An 18,997-nucleotide genomic window follows, 5' to 3' on the forward strand; every position below is an offset into this window, starting at 1 on the left:
TCAGCGTCGGGAGCGGCCCATGCGGAAGCTCCCGACCAGAGCCACCACGAACACCACAACCGCATACAGACCGCCCAGTTCCGTCATGGAGACGGGCAGACCGAACAGGTAATCCGGCGAATCACACGGCTTGTTCGGCCGTGCGGGCATCGCCGACATCCAGTCCTTGAAGTTGCCCCCGTGAAAGACCGGCGCCCTGCATTCGGGTGCCGGGCTGGGCCAGAACTTGTGCTCCACGCCCGCATGCAGAACCGCCAGCCCGATACTGGTCATCAGGCACAGAAGCCCGAAGAAAATCCCGTACCGGGCATAGCGCTTCGGCAGCACGATCGTGACAATCCCAAGCCCGATCAGCACCCACCACGGACGCCGCTCCCACAGGCACAGCTCGCAGGGCGCAAGCTTCAGCCAGTGCTCGGCAAACCAGACAACCCCGAGCGCCACCAGCCCCGCCAGAACATACAGACCACCCAGCGCAGACGTTGAAACGGGGCGGTATGTTCTGTTCAGTGGCACGGACGGATCGCCTCCAGGCTATCAAGAAACTGCTTGGACCAGCTCCCCGCCGTATTGCGGGAAACCTCGTCATACATCGCGGACCATGCCGCATGACGGGCGTGCACGTCCATGGTCAGGCCGATATGAAGCGCATCGGCCATCCCTTCCGCATCCAGCGGATTGATCAGAAGCGCCTCGGGCATTTCCGGAGCCGCCCCCGCAAACCGCGACAGCACCAGCACGCCGGGATCGTCCTCGTCCTGCGCCGCGATGAACTCCTTGGCCACGAGGTTCATGCCATCCCGCAGCGGCGTGACAAACCCCACATCTGCCATCCGGTAAAGCCCGGCAAGAATATGCCGCCCGATCGGCCAGGTCGTGTAGCGGATCGGCACCCAGTCCGGCGTGCCATAGGCGCCGTTGATCGTCCCGACCAGCCCGTCCAGCTCTTCCTTGAGCAGACGATAGCTCTCCACGCCCCCCCGTGACACCGGAGTAACCTGAAGGAACGTCACCTGCCCGCGATGCTCGGGATAGTTCTTCAGCAGAGCCTCGAACCCCTTCATCCGCTCGGGCAGACCCTTGGAATAATCCAGCCGGTCCACCCCCATGATCAGGCGCGTCCCCTCCAGCGTATCCATGATCTTCACCACCTCGTCGGAGGAAGCGCTTTCGATCGCCTGCTGACGAAAGCTGACGGGATCGATCCCGATCGGCACGGCCTCGACCGCCGCCTTCAGGCCATAGACCTCGAAACATCCCTTGAGATTGGTCGCGTCCTCAGGCGTCTGCACGCCGATCAGGTCACAGGCCACCAGGCCGCTCAGCAGCATGTCGAGCCTGGGCAGCAGACGCGCCACGCTCCAGGGCGGAAACGGAATATGCAGGAAGAACCCAATCCGCCCCGTAACCCCCCGGTCCCGCAGCATCTTGCCCAGCGGAAACAGGTGATAGTCATGGATCCAGACCGTATCATCCGGCTCCAGAAGCCCGACCAGACGATCCGCGAAGACCTCGTTCGCCTCATAATAGGCGTCGCAGTCCTCACGGGTGTAGCGGATCAGGTTGGTCCGGTAATGACACAGGGGCCATAGGACGCCGTTGGAAAAGTTCAGATAGAACCGGTCATACTGCCTCTGGGTCAGGTCGAACGTCACGTAATTGACGTTCCCCACCTGCTCGCTCTGGACCGGCCGGTCGGCCGCATCCGCATGCTGATGGCCCGACCACCCGAACCACAGGGTCTCCTGCGTCTGTACTGCATCACACAGACCAACCGTCAGGCCCCCGGCAGGCTGCGTACGCTCCCCAGGGGCAGGCGTCCGGTTGGAAACAATGATCAGGCGCCCCATCCGTGTCCCTCCGACAGATCATGCAGCCAGCGCCGGAACGTGGCCGCATCTGGAAAATCATCGGGAATGAGCCAGCCTGCGCCCCCCATCTGGCGCGCAGCCCTCACCCCGTCGCGGTCCGTGACGTCATCACCGGCAAAAACCGGAAGCCGCCCGGCAAAAGGCGGCTCCGCCATCAGTTCCCGCAGCGCCTTGCCCTTGTCGATCCCCAGTGGCCGGAGTTCGATGGCCATCTGGGCATCCTGAAGGTGAAACCCCCGGTTTTCCACCGGCCAGGCCGACGCCAGCTCCCGAAAAGCGGATTCCGCTTCGGGCGCACGACGGTAATGCAGCACCATTCCAGCTTTTTTGTGTTCAACACTGGCGCCGGGATGATCTGCCGCAGCCTTTTCAACAGCCTGCACCCATTCCCCGGGCACAACGGGCAGTTTCCGCTCCCGTAATGCCTGGCCGGGCGCGTGACGCATCATCACGCCGTGCTCGCCGGCCACGGCATGGGGGATATCCGGCAGAAAATGATCGATCTGTGCAATGGGCCGGCCGGTAATGATCGCAAGCGCGCCATCGAGCATATCCCGAAGACGCAGCAGATCCGCCGCGAGCCCTTCCGGCACCCGGACACTTTCCGGAGTAGGCGCGATATCGACAAGCGTTCCATCGAAATCAAGCAGCAGGGCTGCCCGGGACGGGGGAAAGGGAACCTGAATCATGAAGCTGTCATTTCTTCCTGTTTCTGGGTCATTCCGCCCCATCCCACCTTATTCGAGGCCGGGATCAGCCTCGGGAGGTGACAGGGGCTGTCCCGAAGGCTGCGCAGGCATGGCCGGAGCAAGGGACGGCGCCGCACCACTGGGAGGCGCGAGCGGAATGGGATTATGACTGTCCGGAGCAAGCGGTACAGGACCACCTGAGGCAGAACCGGGCTGGGATGCCGGAGCATCGCCGCCCTCTTCCACCGGAACCTCCGCACTGGCGAGCACGGGTGCCTTCACCACAGGCAGAGGCCCCGCCTGAGGCGCCGTCGGCGCTCCCGCACAGGAGACAACGCGCACATCGTACAAAGGGCTGCCATAAGTTGCGACAGAAGGCTCCTGCGCCAGCATCCAGCCATCGAACGGCGGCCGCTGCGGATCGCTGCTGTCCTTCAGATGCAGCAGGGCTCCGGCATCCGCTGCCAGCGTCTGCGGCCGGCTGACACAGGCTTCAACACCCACGGAAAGACCGTGATAGGTCGCGCTCCCGCCCACGGGAATCGTGAGAAGCTCCAGATGGGCGTCGAGCCTGTCCAGCACACGCACCACGGCCTGTGACTGTCCCTGCCAGGTTGCAGCCGGATACATCGCCGGCGGCGCCACACCTGTCGCGGCCCGCGCGCCAGAAATCCCGGCCAGCAGAATCATTCCGGCAGTCCCGCACAGCAGAACCCGGTCCGACCAGAGTTTCATCATGACTCTTTCTCCTGAGCCCCACCCTGGAGCGGGCTCTTCAGATCGGACAGCATGGCCTGAAACGTCTGCAGCATCGCCTGAGGCGCAACCCCCATCAGAACCCCGTCATCAAATGCATCCTGAAGGGCCTGACGCAGCTCGGCATCGTTTTCCCGCAGGATCTGGACCTTCTCCACACAGGACACGGGATTGCCCTCGTGGTCGACCCACAGAAACGCATTTTTCTGCGCATCCGTCATGGCTCAGGGCTCATCTGCCAGACTGCCCGCCGCCGGCTTTCCCGCAGCAGCCTTCTGGCTCTTCTGCAGCGAATCCGTCACGGAGAAAATGAACTTGCTCAGAAGCTGTTCCAGACTGATGGAGCCCTGCGTCTCGGTCATGACACCACCCGGCTTCACCACCGAATCCGCTCCACCCGGCGACAGCGCGATGTACTTCCCGCCCAGCAGACTGTCAGACGTCACGATCGCAGCAGAATCCGTCGGCAGCTTCACATCGGGCGCGAGCGTAAACGTCACCTGGGCCTGAAAGCTCTTGGGATCGACCACAGCGCCGGTCACATGCCCCACGGTAATGCCCGCAAGCCGCACATCGGAACCGACCGTCAGGCCGTCGATCTGGCTGAAGGACGCATGGACAGGGTAGCCCCCGTCATCGCTCTGATGGTGCCCGACCATTGCCGCGACCAGAAGACCCGCAAGGCAGGCAAGGACAGCGAACCCGGCCAGAAGCTCCAGCCGGTCATGACGGACCGTGACAGCGCTCATGACGATACCCTCGTGAAAATCATCCTTCCAGCACTACCCGACTCCGCTTCGCGCGTCCAATCCTCCCGCAGAAATCGTCCCTCGGCAGGCCCTGGGAAAATGTTATCCCCCATATCCCCATGTTCCCGCCCATTAGCAGCCTTCCGGAGACCCTTTTCCGGCTTACGGGCCCACGGGCGCAGGGCGTAGATTCGCAGCATGACAGCTCGCCTTCACTGGACCGGCGTTCGCATGAGGACGCTTCAGGTCATGACCGACCCCGACGACAGCGCCCTGCGCTCCGTCACCCTTCCTGCCGCCTGGGATGACGAGGCCGCGCAGGCCCTCGCCCAGATCACCCTGAACGGCGGGCCGGTCAGACTTGCCGCGGAGGCAGCCCGCTGGGTGGACACGATCGATGCGTGCCCGCCCCTCCCCGGCACCCCGGCCAACACGCCGTCGCCGGGCCGGAGCCTGTCCTATCTTCTGCTGATGCAGCAGATGGCGCCCAATACCGCGCTGTGGCAGTGCCAGCCCGACCAGACGCCCGGCTTCACCATCCGCCTGTCCAGCTTCGTGCAGGAGACCGGATTCGCCGCCGAGCATTTCGTCGCCTGCCTCCGTCTGGCCTGCGACGCCCTGCGACGCCTTCACGCCGTGACCCGGATCGAACGCACAGGTGAGCTGCCCCTGTTCGATCTGCCCGCCCAGCCTGAAGACGAAGCCGCAGGCCTCATTCTCCTGAGCGATCTCGATGCCTGCCTGGCAGCTCTTGGTCTGGACTATGACAGTGACGACGCCCGCAACGCAGCCTGTGCCATGGCCGCGCTCGCCACCACCGTAGCCCGCGCCGGAACGAAACTGTCCCCGCCTTCCATTCCGGAATCGCCGCTGCCGGGACTGCGAACCATCGCATCCTCGGTCTGCGCTACCGAAGAGGGACGGCATTTCTGCCCGATTGAAACCGGATTTTCTTCCCCGGCCCCGACCGAAGGCCTGCTGGGCGTCGAAACCTGCGGCCTCGCCCCGGCCTTCTCGCCTCTGCGCGAAGATGGACATCTGCGTGCGTCCACGTTGGCCCGGCTGGCCTGCCGTGGCCTGACGCCCGAATCCGCACTGGCGCTTGCACTGGCTGGCGAGACCCCGCTGCCGCCCGTTCGTCCGCAGGCTCAGGCTGCCATGCACGCCGCCGTGAAGAACGTCGTGGACTTCCTGCCGGCGGTGCCGGAACCCGATCTGGCCGACCTTCAGGCCAAGCTGGCCCGTGGCGTGCGCCGCCCGCTCCCCATGCGCCAGACCGGGTTCACCCAGCGCGCAGCCGTGGGCGGTCACAGTCTTTTCATGCGCACCAGCGAGTTCGAGGACGGCACGCTCGGCGAGATCAGCCTCACCCCGCCCCGCGAGAGCCCAATGGCCCGCGGCCTGATGGACTGCCTCGGCCACGCCGTCAGCATCGGCTTGCAATATGGCGCTCCGCTGGAGGCCTTTGTGGAGCGATTCGCCTATACGCGCTTCGGCCCCGCAGGCACTGTTGAGGGTGATCCGTCCACGGCTTACGCGACCTCCATGCTCGATTACGCCTTCCGCACGCTGTCGGAAGCCTATCTGGGCGAGCACATGCCGGACGCCCCCCGCGTCGAACCCAGTTCGGAAGATCCAGCCCCCATGCTGCCCTTCGGACGCGGCTCCGGCGAAAGCCCGGAATGGAAGGACCGCGGGCGCCGCCTGAAACTGGTCAGCTAGGGCGAAAACGGGTTTCGATGGCTCCGGCGAGCAGAATACATTGACAGTCAACGGACTCGCCGGTAGCTAGCGCCTGCGCTGAGAAGGAATCCGGTTAAACGACCGGGTAAGAAGGATGCGTACAGGGTAAGGGATCAGACCTCATGGGACACGCCCCTGCCGGTGACGACGGAAACTTCGACGAACGCCTGAGGCGTGCCCGTCAGAAGCTCGATCCCCGCTCAGGGGAATTCGCCGTAACCGACGAGGGCAATGGTGACAGTTCCATGTCATCCCTTGGACTGGCGATCCGCGTGGGAACGGACCTTGTGGCCGGGCTCGCGGTCGGTGTAGCCATAGGCTACGCGCTGGGTCACTGGTTCGGGTACAGGGCTCTGTTCCTGTCCGTTTTCGCCCTGGCAGGATGTGGTGCCGGCATGTTGAATGTCTGGCGGGTTTTGAAGGATTCGGACATGGTGTCCGGACCGAAAGATGACGGGAGAAGCCAGCGTGGCAGCCGGATCGACGATTGACGCGCTCGGACAGTTCGAGCTCCATCCGGTTCTTGGACATCTGGGAGAAGCCCTGCGGTTCTCGCAGTCGCCACTGTTCATGCTGATCGCCGCTGCCGTCGTTCTGGTCTTCCTGTATGTCGGAATGCGCCCCGCCGCCGTCGTGCCGGGCCGCCTTCAGGCCGCCGCCGAGATCAGCTACGATTTCGTCCACGACCTCGCCGTCAGCACGATCGGTGAAAACGGCGCAACGTTCTTCCCGTTCGTCTTCGCGATCTTCTTCTTCATCCTGGCCGGCAACTATCTCGGCCTTCTGCCCTTCTCCTTCACGTACACCAGCCATATCGCCGTGACTTTCGGCCTGGCCATCATGGTGTTCATCATCTCGATCCTTGCCTCCATCCGTTTTCAGGGTGTCGGCTTCCTCAAGCACTTCCTGCCCGCTGGAACGCCTGTCTGGCTTGCTCCGCTGCTAGTGCCGATCGAGATCATCTCTTTCCTTTCGCGTCCGGTCAGCCTGTCGATCCGACTTTTCGCCAACATGGTGGCGGGTCACGTGCTTCTGGAAGTGTTTGCCGGCTTCACGATCATGCTCGCCGGTCTGGGCGCATTCGGCCATGTCCTGGCCATCGCCCCGATCGCGATCAACATCGCGCTGACGGCCCTCGAACTGCTGGTGGGTGTGCTGCAGGCCTATGTGTTCGCCATCCTCACCTGTATCTATCTGCGTGAGGCCGTCGCTCACTGAGCCACACCAGCTTCGCACTAACCCTTTAATCGACCCAACAAGGAACCTGACAATGGACGTTCAAGCCGCTCACGAATTCGGCATCAGCATCGCCCAGGCCGCCCGTGACCTCGGTGCCGGTATTGCCGTTTTCGCCCTCGCCGGTGTCGGCATGGGTCTCGGCAACATCTTCTCGACGCTGATCAGCTCGGTTGCACGCAACCCGGCCTCGCGTCCGCATGTCTTCGGCATCGGCATGCTGGGCTTCGCGCTGACGGAAGCCGTCGCGCTGTTCGCCCTGCTGATCGCCTTCCTGATCCTGTTCGCCTGAGGTCGAACATGTACCGTACGCCACGCCTCTTCCTGTTCGCCGCTCCGCTTGCGGCCGTGCCGGGCCGTGCCGTGGCTGCGGGCATGCCACAGCTGAACTTCCACGATCCGCTGCTGATCGGACAGGTCGTCTGGGGAGCCGTCATCTTTGGCGGCTTCTATCTCGCCCTGAGCCGCTTCGCACTGCCGCGTGTCGAACGGGTGCTGACCAACCGTCGGACCCGGATCCAGAACGATCTGGATGTTGCCCGCAAGGCCAAGGCTGAAGCTGACCGCGCCAGCGCGGAACTCCTCAGCGCCCGTCATGAAGCAGCCGAGCAGGCCCGCGCCCATGTGGAGCGGATCCAGAGCGAAGCCCGCGCCAACGCGGAAGCTCACGCTGCGGAAACGGCCAAGCGCCTCGAAGCCGAGATCGCCAGCGCCGAGACCCGAATCACCCAGTCCCGTGAACAGGCCCTGTCCAGCCTGTCCGAGATCGCCACCAGCACCACCCAGGATCTGGTTTCGCGTCTGATCGGCACGCAGGACGAACAGACTGTCGCCAGCGCCGTCAAACGCGTCAGCGCCTAAGGAGACGAAGATGTTCCACGATCCCCGGTTCTGGACCGCCCTCGCCTTCGTCCTGTTCTTCGTCATTTTCGGGCGCAAGCTCTGGGTCGCCATCACCGGCCATCTGGATGCGCGCGCCGACAGCGTCCGCCACGACCTCGACGAGGCAGCCCGCCTGCGTCGCGAAGCCGAGCAGATGCTGGAAGATGCCAACCGCGAGCGTGAGAAGACCCTGGCCGAAACACAGGCCATGCTTGCACGCTCCGAAGCCGAGGCCGCCGGTCTGGCAGAACGCGCCCGCAAGGATGCCGAAGCCGCCGCAGCCCGTTACGAAAAGATGGCGCAGGATCGCATTCACGCAGCCGAACGTTCGGCCATCCGTGAGATCCAGGATCGCGCTGCCCAGATCGCCGTTGCCGCAGCCCGCGACGTCGTGTCGACCCGTCTGACGGAGAGCCCCGACATCGCTGCAACCCTGATCGACAAGGGCATCGACAGCCTGCCGGAAGCCCTTCGGCGCTCCGCTGCCTGATCCGATGCCCACCTCCACGGTGCAAGGTTCCTCCCATGACGACGGACAGCCCACAAGGCTCTCCGTCGTCATGGCCGTTCTGAACGAGGCGGAAAACATTCTGCCGGTCTGTCAGGAACTGGCGGACACCTTCGGCGCCGATCCTTCCGTAGAAATCCTTGCGATCGACGACGGCAGCACCGACGCGACCGTCAAAAAGCTTCTGGAAGCCCGGCAGACGCTCCTGCCCCGCCTGCGCATCATCAGTCATCCAAAGCGTCTCGGAAAATCCGCCGCACTCCGCACCGGCATTACAGCCGCGAAGGGCCAGTGGATCGCCACCATTGATGGCGATGGTCAGGATGATCCGTCCGCTATCCTGAAAATGCTGGACCAGGCGACATCGGCTCCCGGCACAGCTCCTCTCGTTGTCGGCGTCCGGCGCAAGCGCAATGACCGCCTGTCCCGCCGGATCGCCACACGCCTTGCCAACGGCCTGCGTCGCCGCCTTCTGAACGACGGCTGCCCCGATACCGGCGCACCGCTCAAGCTGTTCTCCCGCGATCTCTTCCTGAAGATCCCGCAATTTGAAGGCGTCCACCGCTTTCTGCCTGCCCTTCTGGGGCATTACGGCGCACCGCTGATCTGCATCGAAGTCCAGCACCGGGCCCGACTGCACGGCAGCTCGAAATATACGAATTTCAACCGGGCCCTCGTGGGAATCCGTGACCTTCTGGGCGTCATGTGGCTTCAGAACCGCACGCACCTGCCCGATCATCTGACCGAACACTGAAGCCGTCACCGGATCCGGACCTTCCGGGATCCTGCCGCATGCCCGGCCTGACAGAACGGCGCGGAGAGTCCCCATGACCCTGAACCTCCGGCATTATGCTCTTCTCGGGCTGCTGGCCTTTCTGCTCGCGCTCCCCGGCCGTATGACGCTCCCGCCGCTTGATCGGGACGAGCCCCGCTACATGGAAGCATCCGAACAGATGCTTCTTTCCCACAACTTCATCGACGTCCGCTTCCAGGACAAACCACGCTATCTCCAGCCCGCCGGCATCTACTGGCTGGAAGCAGCCTCGACTGCCGCCACCGAAAAGATCTTTGGCCCGTCCGTCCTGCGCAAGACCTGGCCCTACCGGATTCCGAGCCTCCTCGCCGCAACCATCATCGTCCCGCTGACAGCGTGGATCGGCGCAACGCTTTTCGGTGGCGCAACGGGCCTGATGGCGGCAGGGCTGCTGATGGTCTCAACCCTGTTCGTCGCCGAAAGCCACATGGCGACCATCGACACGGTCCTGCTGCTGGACATCCTGTGCATCGAAGCCGCCCTTCTCTGTGCTCTCACCGATCGGCAGAAGAACCGCCCCACTCATCTGCGGGTCGCAGTCGCCTACTGGCTCGCCCTCGGCGTCGGGCTCATGCTCAAAGGGCCGGTCGTCCTCATTCCAGGCTTCGGCACACCCCTGGCCCTGTGGTTTCTGGAAAAAGACCGCTCATGGTGGTCCCGCCTGCGCCCGCGCTGGGGCTGGCTGCTCATGATTGCCGTGGTCGTTCCCTGGTGCGTCGCCATCGAGGTCATCAGCGGCGGAGATTTCTTCGCTCGCGCGGTCGGGCGCAACTTCCTGGGTAAAGTGGCCCATGGTCAGGAAGCCCACGGCCTTCCTCCCGGCTTCCATCTGCTGGTTTTCGGACTGGCCTTCTGGCCTGGCTCGCTGTTTGCCGCCATGGCAATTCCGGCAGTCTGGAAAAACCGCAAACTCCCGCAGGTCCGCTTCCTCCTCAGCTGGATCGTCCCGCACTGGCTGGTGTTCGAACTGATCGCCACCAAACTCCCGCATTACGTCCTGCCAACCTATCCGGCGATTGCCATCCTTACTGCCACAAGCCTCATGGCATGGCGCCCTCCCACACTTTCACGATGGGCAAAGGCTCTTCTCGGGGTCTATGGCGTTCTGTGGGCGGTCATCGGCATCGCCTTCTGCCTCGCCGGCAGCATCGCTCTGTACAAACTTGAGCACACATTCTCACTCTCCGCCCTGATCGCGCTGGGAGGATCCCTGCCCCTGATGCTCGGCGCCATCATGATGCTCCTGAAGCAGCAGCGGCGACAGGCAGCCTTCTGCGCCATGGGCGCAGCCGTCATTGCTCATGCCGGCCTGTTCCTGAGCGTGATTCCCAATCTCCAGACCATCCGTCTCAGCCCCCGGATTGCGGATCTCTTCGAAGACGTCCGCCCCTGCAATGACAGTGTTTTGATATCGTCATCCTATTCCGAGCCGAGCCTAGTCTTTCTCGTCGGTCCCAATACGCAGCTCATCGGCCCCGCAGCCGCAGCCGCATATCTACACGACCATCCCCAGTGCAGCCTGGCGCTGATCGATCGCCGGGACGAAGCCGTTTTTACACATGAACTTCTTGGTTACGGTCTGGATGTGGTGGAATACGGTCGTCTTGAAGGCCTCAATTATTCAAATGGCCATCATCTTGATCTTGGGCTCTTTGCCCCACGATAAGCCCGGAGAGCCTTCTGCGTTTCATGGAGGCCACAAAACCGAAATTCTCCCTGCTTCTTTCCCGATATTTTATGACTCGAAATCGTCAGCAGAAAATATTTGAATAAATCAATTTTTGTCCTATGCTTTGAACATTATATCCGAACTAAAGCATTGATAATTCACTGGGAGAGAATTGATGATAGTATGCCAAGTTGATGAATTTTCCGTTAACGGCATACGGGGCTGGGCCACAGACACTGAGAATCCTTCGCAGCCTGTCTTCCTGCATGCTCTGGCAGACGGTCAGGAATTCCTCCAGTTCCAGTGCTCTGATCTTCGGGAAGATGTCCACGCCGCAGGAATCCAATCCAAAAATACCGGTTTCCACATCGCGATTCCCCCCCACCTGCTTGATGGAAAAAAACACAGTATAACCTTCAAAAACCGTCTCAAGCAGATCGAGATCTATTCACAAAATCAAAAGCTGGAATACATCTCCTTCTCCGGCAAACTCCCCGTGGAAACCCGCTCTTTCGTCGATGGCCTGAAACAGGGCGTCCTGAGCGGCTGGGTTGTCTGCGGCAATGACATTGAAGGCTGGAAAGGCAACCAGCAGATCCTCGTGACCTGTAATGGCCAGAAAATTGGCCAGCTTGAAGCCAACCGGTATCGGGGCGATGTAGGAAAAGCTCTCTCCTGCGATCCCTACTGCGGTTTTCAGTTCTCCCCTCCCGAACTTTATCGCAAACCCTATCAGCAGGAATTCCGCTTCTACGTTCTGCCCGACATGATCGAGGTCACGAACAGCCCTTGCCTGACCAGCTTCGTCACCGACGCACATGAATCCCTGATCATCGACGTGATCGACCAGATCGACGCCCTGCATGTGGAACTGACACGTTTACGCCGTCAGGTGCGGGAAATCCTGCCCCAGCCAGGATTCACGATCGCTGACTATCATTCCTGGGCGACAGCCTATTTCCCGGTCCTGCGCAAATATGTCGACCGTACGCGTGATGAGTCCGCTATCGACGGAAACCCACTGGTCAGCGTCGTCTGCCCGGTATGGAACCCCGATCTCACGGACTTTACGGCAGCCATTCAAAGCGTCCTGTCCCAGACATGGCAGAACTGGGAACTTATTCTTGTCGATGACTGCAGCAAAAATCCTGAACTACGCGCGGTCATAGAAAATTTTGCCAAAACTGACGCCCGCATCAAACCGATCTTCCAGGAAAAGAATGGCGGCATCAGCATCGCCACCAACGCAGGCCTGGCAGCAGCCAAGGGGGAGTGGATCGCTTTCTTCGACCACGACGACCTGCTTGCAGATGTAGCCGTCGAATACATGCTGAGAGAGGCCACAAGAAGCCACGCCGATCTCATCTATTCAGATGAGGACAAGATTGACGCCAGCGGGTACTACAGGGAACCTGCTTTCAAGACTGACTGGAATTACAGACTTCTTCTTGGTGTGAACTATGTCTGTCACTTCGTGATGATCCGCCAGTCCGCCTTGCAGAATATCGGTGGGCTGAACAAGGAATATGATGGCGCGCAGGACCATGATTTCCTTCTCCGCGCCTCCGAACATATTCCGGCAGAAAAGATCCACCACGTTCCGGAAATCCTGTATCACTGGCGTATTACTGCCAATTCAACGGCTTCTGACATCGGCAACAAGCGCTATGCCATCGACGCTGGCATCAAGGCCGTCAGTGACCACCTTGTCCGTCGTAATCTGCCAGCCACAGTAGACTCCCAGCTGGGAATGACCCTCTATACCGTCAACTGGGACTTCAATCAGTCGCCGTCGGTTACGATCATCATCCCTTACAAAGATGAGATCGCGACAACGGCGCGTTGCCTGGACGCCATCCAGAAATATACCCGATATCCCAATTACAAGGTCATTCTGGTCAACAACTGGTCCATCACAAAGGAAGCCGAGGCTTTCGCCCAAGCAGTCGACAAAATTCCCAATGTCGAAATCCTGACCATCAAGGAACCGTTTAATTATTCCCGCATCAACAATCTGGCAGCAAAAGACGAAACCTCCGACTTTCTGCTGTTCCTGAATAATGATGTTTTTGTCGAGCAGGAAAACTGGCTTGAAATCCTGGTCAATGAAGCCCTTGCAGATCCGCTCGTAGCCATTGTTGGCGGTAAATTCGTTTATCCGAACCAGACAGTCCAGCATGCTGGCGTGCTTCTCGGAATCGGGGACGTTGCCGGCCATGCCCATGTCGGCATTCCGCGCGACGAAGGCGGCTATGCAGGTCGCGCCTATTTCCCTCAGGAAATTTCGGCCGTCACAGCCGCCGGGATGCTGATCCGTCGCCCGGCCTTCGAACTGGTCGGCGGTTTCGACGAAGAGCATCTGAAAGTTGCCTTCAACGATATCGACCTCTGCCTCAAGGTCCGGGATGCAGGTTACAAGGTCGTATGGACGCCTGACTTCTGCGCCGAGCATCATGAAAGCCTCAGCCGAGGCAGCGACGACCGTCCGTCAACGGAACGCCGCTTCTTCCACGAAACGCAGTTCATGATTGAAAAATGGGGCAACACGCTCCGTACGGACCCGTTCTACAACCCGCACTTCACACTCGACCGTCAGGTCTTTTTTGACCTTACGATTCCGGGAGTGGATGAAACGCGTTATCCCCCCCTGGCATCAACCAGAAAGAAAATGCGTCCTCTCTGGCCCATCCCGACATTCACGATGGCGCCGAAAAAAACGCCTGAAAAACGTACGGCCAAGACCACAACGCCCAAAACCCGACAGAAAAAATCAACGACTTCAAGCCGAACCAGTAAGGCCGATTAACCCGAGTACCCTTGGTTCATCAGACATGCAGATGACCGCCTAAACAGAGCGGTCATCTGCAGTCGCCTTCTGCCGCCTGCCGCGATAGACACGACCAGTCAGCCTACGGGGCTTTTCTGCCCGCCTCACGCGTTTCTGAAAATGGGAACTGCCGTGGTGGAGCTGAGGTCCACCAAACCTATGTGTCTGGGCGTCTCTGGTTCCATCTTTAAGATAGTGTTTTCATGGGGATAATTTTTCCAATCATCTCAGGACGTCCCCCGAAGTCTCCCACGATGCCAATTTTTAACATGGGTCGGAACGTGGGTTTTCTATCATAGGTCGGATTTTCTGGGATAGAATGAAGCATGCCCAGAATCGCTTCGAACCGCCTGACCGCCCGAACCGTCGCTTCTCTCAAAGACGGGGTCTACGGAGACGGGGGCAATCTATGGCTGACCATCAAAGGCAACGTCCGAGCATGGTCAGTCCGCTTCAAAAGCCCGATCACCGGGAGATCTCGTGAGATGGGCCTAGGCCCCGTCCGCGACGTGGGCTTAGCGGATGCTCGCCGTCTGGCAACAGAAGCCAGACACCTGATTGCTGATGGCCTGGATCCGATTGAAGAACGTAAGGCTGAGAAGGCCGCCCGCAAACGGAAATCCGGACTGACCTTTGAGGACGTCGCTCGTCGGTACATTCAGGAACAGACCCCTGCCTGGAAAGATCAGAGATCGGCACCCGTCTGGACCAGTTCTCTCGAGATCCACGTTTTCCCCACTTTCGGAAAGAAGTTGGTATCTGCGGTCGATACAGATGACGTCCTAAACATCTTACGCCCCATATGGACTGAGAAGACAGAGACAGCAGGCCGGGTCCGTGGACGGATTGAACGGATCCTGGACTATGCCAAGACCCATGGCTGGCGAGAGAGTGAGAATCCGGCAAGATGGAGAGGACACCTCTCCAATATTCTTCCCGCTCCTTCAAAGGTCGCCAAGATTGAACACCATCCCGCAGTGGATTGGAAAGACATCGCCCGAGTCATGGCAGCCCTCGCAGCATCAAGCGGCCTTGCTGCCCAGGCCGTCCGGTTCCTGTGCCTGACTGCTGCTCGATCGGGTGAAGTCCGCTTTGCCACGTGGGATGAGATTGATCTTGAGCAGAAGATCTGGACAGTTCCAGCCGAACGCATGAAAGCCAAGCGGGAACATCGTGTCCCGTTAAGTGATGGTGCGCGGGAAATTTTGCAGTCAGTCCTTCCGCTCCGCAATTCTCGCCAAGGCAACTTCATCTTTCCAGGGCAACGCCGAGGCAAACCCCTGACAGACGTGGCCCTATCCAAAGCCCTTCATACAGCGGCTGGGACAAAAGACGTCACCGTCCATGGCCTGCGCTCTACCTTCAGAGATTGGGCGGCTGAAGAGACAGATTTTCCTAGGGAAGTCGCGGAGATGGCACTGGCACATGCTATTGGTGACAAGGTAGAGGCAGCCTACCGACGCGGCGACCTTTTTGAAAAACGGCGTGCTCTGATGAGCCAATGGCTGCACACAATCGAGAACAAACCCGGAAAATAATTCGTTCAAGATTCTTGCTTTTCGAAATCTTGATCCACCAGACTAATCCCATAGCCGCCGCTCTCCGCGGGGTATCTATGGAGAACAAACCATGCACACCCTGAATGATTTTCCTGAATTCGCGAGCATCCCTCTCATCACCCAGCGGTTCAACATCAGCCGCTCAGGGATTTACCGGATGCTCAGCCAGGGAGACATTCAGGCCGTGAAGGTGGGCCGCTCTACGAGAATCGTGACGCGCTCTGTAGAGGCTTACTTTGCTCGGTTACCACGCCTTGGAGAAGTGGCGTAAAAGATGATATTAGCCACTTCAAAATTAAAACACATAAAAAATGCTAAATTTTCTAATGGAATTTCACAATGGCATTTTAATGCCATTGATCACAGAATAAATCATTCTAAAAACTATCATTACTTGATACATAAACCAAAATAAAATATATTTATACTCTTCTCTCAGCCAAACGTTGAGAGATAGCTTTTGTTATGAGCATATTATTAGTATCCGATAGATTTTTTATATTTATCCGATCCTTAAAAATACCTATCCCAAATTCTCTAGCCATCTTTCCAAATACTTCATCCGCAAAACTACTCGACATCATATCTACCCCCGACATATCGCAAACAACACTCGCACCACCACTTGATATTATAAGATTATTTATTTTTCTTCTTATTTCAAATCCAGAGCTTCTACTTCCGAAGGAAGCAGTTTCCGATCCCATTTTAAATAAAATGGAGCCATTATCTTGCTCATGCGCCAGCTCAATAAAATCTACCATCTGATATCCACTACCTTTGAACGCAAGAGCTTTAGCCAACAAATCCTCACTAGAAAACTTCAAAGCACAGACGACCAAAGACCCCGTGAATTGTCTTGCATCGTGCCGTACCTGTACTTCACGTTTGCGAGTTGTTACCAAGTGAGCGTTACCTGAGTTTATATGAAAGGTTCCCCCACTTAAGACCGCCATTTGAAATGTGCCATACAGACCGTTGCCTTGGCCAAATTCAGGGTCACGTGTGATACCTTGCCTGATACTCTGCTCTAAAGCATACTCATCAGTCCACCGTTTATTTGAAATGGACCTTAATGAGTTCGGTATGCCGATTCCTGCATCCGCAACGATGAACTCGACCTCTTTTACAAAATTCCTGAAATTCATCTGAAACAATCCTCCAATGGGGGATTCCGAATGATTCAAAACATTGTCACATATTTCGTTTACGGACCATTCTAAAGCTTGCATGTTCTTTCTATTTAATTTTGGAGATCTTTTAAGTATTCTATTTACACAATCATTAACTAATTCTTGTTGTTTTTTGTATTCACTAAATATTGTTGCCGGTATATTATATGGACTTGGCTCTGGATACTCTCTAAATCTACGAGGATCAATTATGTGAGCCAATCCACAATTAAGAAATAGCCTTCTTAGTCTATCGAATTTAGGAAGTATTAATTTAAATCTTATCCTCTCGTTTCTTTTTAATAAAATGAAAGAACACATTGGAACCATGCATTCAGCAAATGCTTTTTTTGTTTCAGAAAAATCTAATATTATAGATTCATAACCTCTGAAATCTATAAGCATATTTATATTATATTGAATATCTCTTAGATCTGATATGTGTATTATTTCTTTTATTTTTAAACTATTTTCTGTCATTTTCTCAACCTAACTCCTGCCCCACTGCCATTCTCAGGCACAAATTCTACGCCAGCAGCTTCCAGGGCAGTTCGGATGGCGGTGATTGTGGAAGATCGGGGAGAGCTTTCTCCTCCTTCAATGCGAGCAATGGTCCGCTTTGGAAGCCCGCTTTCAGACGCCAATTTATCTTGTGTCCAGCCAATCAATGCGCGTCCTGCTCTCACCTGGGCCGGGTAAATAGCATCATTGATGACATTTTCTCTTGCATTCATAAAAGGAGAGTGTCACCTATGATGACATCTCGCAAGAGATAAAGCGGTCGAACAGAAGGGGTAGGAGCCTTCCTGTCCGACCTAACCACATACCGAAGGATAGTTCGGCAATGGCTAAGCACGCCTATACCATGCCCGCTACTCGCGTGGCAGGGGCGCTCAATCTGCGCCTGGTTTCTGAAATGGTCTCTGGCCTCGGCATCTCCCTCATGCTGGCCCTCGTTTTCTTCGGAATGATGAAGCCTGATCCCGTCATGGCTCACCACGCCGCCCTTCAGGTGGAGACTGTGCGATGAGCAAACATGCCCCCATCGTCCCCCCTACGGAAGCAGAACGCCAAGCCAAAGTTGAGATGGCACGCGGAGAAGGAGATCTGGTGAACCATTTTGCAGAGCTAGGCCGCCGCTTCGGCGCAAACACCACCTCGAAGACCCCCGCCCTAAAAGGCGCATTTTCGTGGTTGTGAAAGGAAGATGGACATGAAATCGCATTCCCCTGCCCCATCCCGAGCCGCCATTGAAGCATTAGCGCAGGCTTTAATCGATTATCTGGATGTTCTTGACGCCCCTAACGAAGACTTAGAGCCCAACGGCGACGAAGAAGCTGATTACGACAATGAACCTGATTGCGACGGCGAAGGTCTTCAAACGTGGGAACAGCCTGAGCCGTTCACGCCCTACTTGGTCACGGGAACCAACATATCTACTCCTCGAGTTGAGCCAGTGTTCGGAGAGCCCGTCGCGACGGAGCATGGCGTTGGACGCACCATCACATACCGAAGAGTGGCATGATGAATGCCAGTCCTGTGCTTCTCCTGAGAAAGAGGCAATCATGAACGCTTTACAAAATGCTGCCCGTGCGACCTTGGCTGCCAACGCCAAGATCAGACGATTGTCCCACATACCATTTGATGCAGATCCGGACCTTGACCGAAAGACAGATATTGCCATCCAACAATGGGCTTATGGACGTCAAAAGATGCTTTCCTTGCCTGTACAAAGTCGTGCCGATTTACTGGCAAAGGCGCGAGCTATTGCTGACAGTCCGTATGACTATGAGAGTGAAGCCAACATACGGCAGTTTGCTCAGGACGTGATCGCTCTCGTTCAACCAAAACGCCGATAAGGCGGTCTAGAGACGATCTAGCAAGCATGTGATCGTCTCTTGATGCTTGAAAAAACAGAAAAGGTCGATGGCGGTGCAGAAACTAGGAAAAAAGGCCCTAATCGCCACGGTCCTGAACGGGATACGTATGTTTGAAGAGAGCAAAAATCCGCTTTTTCTGTGGGCTGCCCTAGCATTTCTTCTTCGAGAAAATGCGGAAGAAAACACTAATGGAATTCATCCTTTAACGATCTCGAAATCCATTTCCATTCCCCCTGAAATAGCAGCCTATCTTTTACGTGTTTCATCGGAAATCGATGCTCTGACGAACATGCCACCTGACTTTGCCGCCAACAACTTACTGTCAGCACTTGAACTCGGGAAAGGACAAGGCGAAACCGCTTTTACAAGACTACAAACAATTAGAGAGGAAGCTTGGGAGGCCAATATATCGGATAGAAACCGCGCTTTAGGGCTGACCGTACCCCAGGACTTATGGCTTTTAGAGCAAATGAAAGTTGGCAAGCCCGTTAGCGAAAGGCAACGAAAACGTCGGCTTCAGTACGGTCGTCTCGCTTTAGCTGGCAAACCTGTTCCTCCAACCAGAAGATCTCGAAAGAAACGCTCCATCTCCTCCCCAGAGGATGACGGCAATTAGCTCGAATCAACGTCATGGCGAGGAGA

Annotated in this window: 24 protein-coding genes; 15 read left to right on the plus strand and 9 right to left on the minus strand. The window is 57.7% G+C overall.

Annotation, left to right across the window (positions count from 1 at the left end; genetic code table 11):
* The 6 genes from GOX01_RS04040 to mlaD are packed head-to-tail and all read right to left on the minus strand — an operon-like array spanning nt 1 to nt 4,065.
* Nucleotides 1–516 carry a disulfide bond formation protein B gene (locus GOX01_RS04040; RefSeq protein WP_011252680.1) on the minus strand — a complete coding sequence of 172 codons (516 nt, stop codon included), beginning with the start codon at nt 514–516 and terminating at the stop codon, nt 1–3.
* Nucleotides 507–1,850 carry an alpha,alpha-trehalose-phosphate synthase (UDP-forming) gene (locus GOX01_RS04045; RefSeq protein WP_131973798.1) on the minus strand — a complete coding sequence of 448 codons (1,344 nt, stop codon included), beginning with the start codon at nt 1,848–1,850 and terminating at the stop codon, nt 507–509. The genes GOX01_RS04040 and GOX01_RS04045 overlap by 10 nt, the downstream gene beginning before the upstream one ends.
* Nucleotides 1,838–2,560 carry a trehalose-phosphatase gene (gene otsB, locus GOX01_RS04050; protein WP_062269518.1) on the minus strand — a complete coding sequence of 241 codons (723 nt, stop codon included), beginning with the start codon at nt 2,558–2,560 and terminating at the stop codon, nt 1,838–1,840. Before otsB ends, GOX01_RS04045 begins: the two co-directional genes overlap by 13 nt.
* A gap of 48 nt (nt 2,561–2,608) precedes the next feature.
* Nucleotides 2,609–3,298 (minus strand): DUF2155 domain-containing protein, encoded by a 690-nt coding sequence (locus GOX01_RS04055; RefSeq protein ID WP_011252677.1) that lies wholly within the window; start codon nt 3,296–3,298, stop codon nt 2,609–2,611.
* A complete protein-coding gene (locus GOX01_RS04060) occupies nt 3,295–3,537 on the minus strand; it encodes a hypothetical protein (RefSeq protein ID WP_011252676.1) in 243 nt (80 codons plus the stop codon). Before GOX01_RS04060 ends, GOX01_RS04055 begins: the two co-directional genes overlap by 4 nt.
* Before the next feature lie 3 nt (nt 3,538–3,540).
* Nucleotides 3,541–4,065, minus strand: coding sequence for an outer membrane lipid asymmetry maintenance protein MlaD (gene mlaD, locus GOX01_RS04065; RefSeq protein WP_011252675.1), 525 nt, complete (start codon nt 4,063–4,065; stop codon nt 3,541–3,543).
* 198 nt (nt 4,066–4,263) lie between these two features.
* On the opposite strand from mlaD, the gene GOX01_RS04070 reads away from it, so the two are divergent.
* From GOX01_RS04070 to GOX01_RS04105, 8 genes are all read left to right on the plus strand, one after another.
* A complete protein-coding gene (locus GOX01_RS04070) occupies nt 4,264–5,787 on the plus strand; it encodes a TSCPD domain-containing protein (protein WP_024717172.1) in 1,524 nt (507 codons plus the stop codon).
* Between the two features lie 143 nt (nt 5,788–5,930).
* On the plus strand, nt 5,931–6,299 hold the full coding sequence (locus GOX01_RS04075) for an AtpZ/AtpI family protein (protein WP_024717171.1): 369 nt from the start codon (nt 5,931–5,933) through the stop codon (nt 6,297–6,299).
* Entirely contained in the window at nt 6,277–7,026 is a 750-nt protein-coding gene (locus GOX01_RS04080; protein WP_011252673.1) for a F0F1 ATP synthase subunit A, read from the plus strand. The genes GOX01_RS04075 and GOX01_RS04080 overlap by 23 nt, the downstream gene beginning before the upstream one ends.
* 82 nt (nt 7,027–7,108) lie before the next feature.
* On the plus strand, nt 7,109–7,336 hold the full coding sequence (locus tag GOX01_RS04085; RefSeq protein WP_024717170.1) for an ATP synthase subunit C family protein: 228 nt from the start codon (nt 7,109–7,111) through the stop codon (nt 7,334–7,336).
* Nucleotides 7,337–7,344: 8 nt separating this feature from the next.
* Nucleotides 7,345–7,905 (plus strand): F0F1 ATP synthase subunit B family protein, encoded by a 561-nt coding sequence (locus GOX01_RS04090; protein WP_011252671.1) that lies wholly within the window; start codon nt 7,345–7,347, stop codon nt 7,903–7,905.
* Between the two features lie 10 nt (nt 7,906–7,915).
* Nucleotides 7,916–8,416, plus strand: a complete 501-nt coding sequence (locus GOX01_RS04095) for a F0F1 ATP synthase subunit B family protein (protein ID WP_011252670.1) — start codon at nt 7,916–7,918, stop codon at nt 8,414–8,416.
* A gap of 4 nt (nt 8,417–8,420) precedes the next feature.
* Complete coding sequence (locus GOX01_RS04100; RefSeq protein ID WP_011252669.1) at nt 8,421–9,188, plus strand: glycosyltransferase family 2 protein; 768 nt, start codon at nt 8,421–8,423, stop codon at nt 9,186–9,188.
* Nucleotides 9,189–9,261: 73 nt separating this feature from the next.
* Complete coding sequence (locus tag GOX01_RS04105; protein ID WP_011252668.1) at nt 9,262–10,914, plus strand: ArnT family glycosyltransferase; 1,653 nt, start codon at nt 9,262–9,264, stop codon at nt 10,912–10,914.
* Between the two features lie 451 nt (nt 10,915–11,365).
* On the opposite strand, the gene GOX01_RS13105 is transcribed toward GOX01_RS04105, so the two are convergent.
* Nucleotides 11,366–11,782, minus strand: coding sequence for a hypothetical protein (locus tag GOX01_RS13105; RefSeq protein WP_231139127.1), 417 nt, complete (start codon nt 11,780–11,782; stop codon nt 11,366–11,368).
* A gap of 27 nt (nt 11,783–11,809) precedes the next feature.
* On the opposite strand from GOX01_RS13105, the gene GOX01_RS04110 reads away from it, so the two are divergent.
* From GOX01_RS04110 to GOX01_RS04120, 3 genes are all read left to right on the plus strand, one after another.
* Nucleotides 11,810–13,723 carry a glycosyltransferase family 2 protein gene (locus GOX01_RS04110; protein WP_231139126.1) on the plus strand — a complete coding sequence of 638 codons (1,914 nt, stop codon included), beginning with the start codon at nt 11,810–11,812 and terminating at the stop codon, nt 13,721–13,723.
* Between the two features lie 347 nt (nt 13,724–14,070).
* A complete protein-coding gene (locus tag GOX01_RS04115; RefSeq protein ID WP_062269516.1) occupies nt 14,071–15,282 on the plus strand; it encodes a tyrosine-type recombinase/integrase in 1,212 nt (403 codons plus the stop codon).
* A 91-nt stretch (nt 15,283–15,373) separates the two neighbouring features.
* The gene (locus GOX01_RS04120; RefSeq protein WP_062018527.1) at nt 15,374–15,574 is read left to right on the plus strand and encodes a helix-turn-helix domain-containing protein; all 201 of its coding nucleotides are present in this window, start codon (nt 15,374–15,376) and stop codon (nt 15,572–15,574) included.
* A 151-nt stretch (nt 15,575–15,725) separates the two neighbouring features.
* Here GOX01_RS04120 and GOX01_RS04125 read toward each other — a convergent pair whose 3' ends face one another.
* On the minus strand, nt 15,726–16,955 hold the full coding sequence (locus GOX01_RS04125) for an STAS-like domain-containing protein (RefSeq protein WP_081107061.1): 1,230 nt from the start codon (nt 16,953–16,955) through the stop codon (nt 15,726–15,728).
* The gene (locus GOX01_RS04130; RefSeq protein WP_081107060.1) at nt 16,952–17,209 is read right to left on the minus strand and encodes a helix-turn-helix domain-containing protein; all 258 of its coding nucleotides are present in this window, start codon (nt 17,207–17,209) and stop codon (nt 16,952–16,954) included. The genes GOX01_RS04125 and GOX01_RS04130 overlap by 4 nt, the downstream gene beginning before the upstream one ends.
* 110 nt (nt 17,210–17,319) lie before the next feature.
* Between GOX01_RS04130 and GOX01_RS04135 the strand changes: the two genes are divergently transcribed.
* The 4 genes from GOX01_RS04135 to GOX01_RS04150 all read left to right on the plus strand — a co-directional run bounded on the left by GOX01_RS04135 (nt 17,320) and on the right by GOX01_RS04150 (nt 18,971).
* The gene (locus tag GOX01_RS04135) at nt 17,320–17,505 is read left to right on the plus strand and encodes a hypothetical protein (protein WP_062269514.1); all 186 of its coding nucleotides are present in this window, start codon (nt 17,320–17,322) and stop codon (nt 17,503–17,505) included.
* A gap of 183 nt (nt 17,506–17,688) precedes the next feature.
* Nucleotides 17,689–18,000 (plus strand): hypothetical protein, encoded by a 312-nt coding sequence (locus tag GOX01_RS04140; RefSeq protein WP_131973797.1) that lies wholly within the window; start codon nt 17,689–17,691, stop codon nt 17,998–18,000.
* Nucleotides 17,966–18,334 carry a hypothetical protein gene (locus tag GOX01_RS04145; protein WP_170212319.1) on the plus strand — a complete coding sequence of 123 codons (369 nt, stop codon included), beginning with the start codon at nt 17,966–17,968 and terminating at the stop codon, nt 18,332–18,334. The genes GOX01_RS04140 and GOX01_RS04145 overlap by 35 nt, the downstream gene beginning before the upstream one ends.
* Before the next feature lie 67 nt (nt 18,335–18,401).
* Entirely contained in the window at nt 18,402–18,971 is a 570-nt protein-coding gene (locus GOX01_RS04150) for a hypothetical protein (protein ID WP_131973795.1), read from the plus strand.
* The last annotated feature ends 26 nt before the right edge of the window (nt 18,972–18,997 follow it).

The sequence above is a fragment of the Gluconobacter oxydans genome, from assembly GCF_006539685.1.
GTDB classification, from domain to species: domain Bacteria; phylum Pseudomonadota; class Alphaproteobacteria; order Acetobacterales; family Acetobacteraceae; genus Gluconobacter; species Gluconobacter oxydans.

What these genes read in the sequence shown, in the direction of transcription:
- GOX01_RS04070 (WP_024717172.1), top strand. Translation starts at nt 4,264, where the DNA reads ATGACAGCTCGCCTTCACTGGACCGGCGTTCGCATGAGGACGCTTCAG.
- GOX01_RS13105 (WP_231139127.1), bottom strand. Translation starts at nt 11,782, where the DNA reads ATGCAGGGCGTCGATCTGGTCGATCACGTCGATGATCAGGGATTCATG.
- GOX01_RS04100 (WP_011252669.1), top strand. Translation starts at nt 8,421, where the DNA reads ATGCCCACCTCCACGGTGCAAGGTTCCTCCCATGACGACGGACAGCCC.
- GOX01_RS04105 (WP_011252668.1), top strand. Translation starts at nt 9,262, where the DNA reads ATGACCCTGAACCTCCGGCATTATGCTCTTCTCGGGCTGCTGGCCTTT.
- GOX01_RS04055 (WP_011252677.1), bottom strand. Translation starts at nt 3,298, where the DNA reads ATGATGAAACTCTGGTCGGACCGGGTTCTGCTGTGCGGGACTGCCGGA.
- GOX01_RS04115 (WP_062269516.1), top strand. Translation starts at nt 14,071, where the DNA reads ATGCCCAGAATCGCTTCGAACCGCCTGACCGCCCGAACCGTCGCTTCT.
- GOX01_RS04150 (WP_131973795.1), top strand. Translation starts at nt 18,402, where the DNA reads ATGGCGGTGCAGAAACTAGGAAAAAAGGCCCTAATCGCCACGGTCCTG.
- GOX01_RS04130 (WP_081107060.1), bottom strand. Translation starts at nt 17,209, where the DNA reads ATGAATGCAAGAGAAAATGTCATCAATGATGCTATTTACCCGGCCCAG.
- GOX01_RS04090 (WP_011252671.1), top strand. Translation starts at nt 7,345, where the DNA reads ATGTACCGTACGCCACGCCTCTTCCTGTTCGCCGCTCCGCTTGCGGCC.
- GOX01_RS04125 (WP_081107061.1), bottom strand. Translation starts at nt 16,955, where the DNA reads ATGACAGAAAATAGTTTAAAAATAAAAGAAATAATACACATATCAGAT.
- GOX01_RS04060 (WP_011252676.1), bottom strand. Translation starts at nt 3,537, where the DNA reads ATGACGGATGCGCAGAAAAATGCGTTTCTGTGGGTCGACCACGAGGGC.
- GOX01_RS04095 (WP_011252670.1), top strand. Translation starts at nt 7,916, where the DNA reads ATGTTCCACGATCCCCGGTTCTGGACCGCCCTCGCCTTCGTCCTGTTC.
- GOX01_RS04120 (WP_062018527.1), top strand. Translation starts at nt 15,374, where the DNA reads ATGCACACCCTGAATGATTTTCCTGAATTCGCGAGCATCCCTCTCATC.
- mlaD (WP_011252675.1), bottom strand. Translation starts at nt 4,065, where the DNA reads ATGAGCGCTGTCACGGTCCGTCATGACCGGCTGGAGCTTCTGGCCGGG.
- GOX01_RS04045 (WP_131973798.1), bottom strand. Translation starts at nt 1,850, where the DNA reads ATGGGGCGCCTGATCATTGTTTCCAACCGGACGCCTGCCCCTGGGGAG.
- GOX01_RS04135 (WP_062269514.1), top strand. Translation starts at nt 17,320, where the DNA reads ATGGCTAAGCACGCCTATACCATGCCCGCTACTCGCGTGGCAGGGGCG.
- GOX01_RS04075 (WP_024717171.1), top strand. Translation starts at nt 5,931, where the DNA reads ATGGGACACGCCCCTGCCGGTGACGACGGAAACTTCGACGAACGCCTG.
- otsB (WP_062269518.1), bottom strand. Translation starts at nt 2,560, where the DNA reads ATGATTCAGGTTCCCTTTCCCCCGTCCCGGGCAGCCCTGCTGCTTGAT.
- GOX01_RS04140 (WP_131973797.1), top strand. Translation starts at nt 17,689, where the DNA reads ATGAAATCGCATTCCCCTGCCCCATCCCGAGCCGCCATTGAAGCATTA.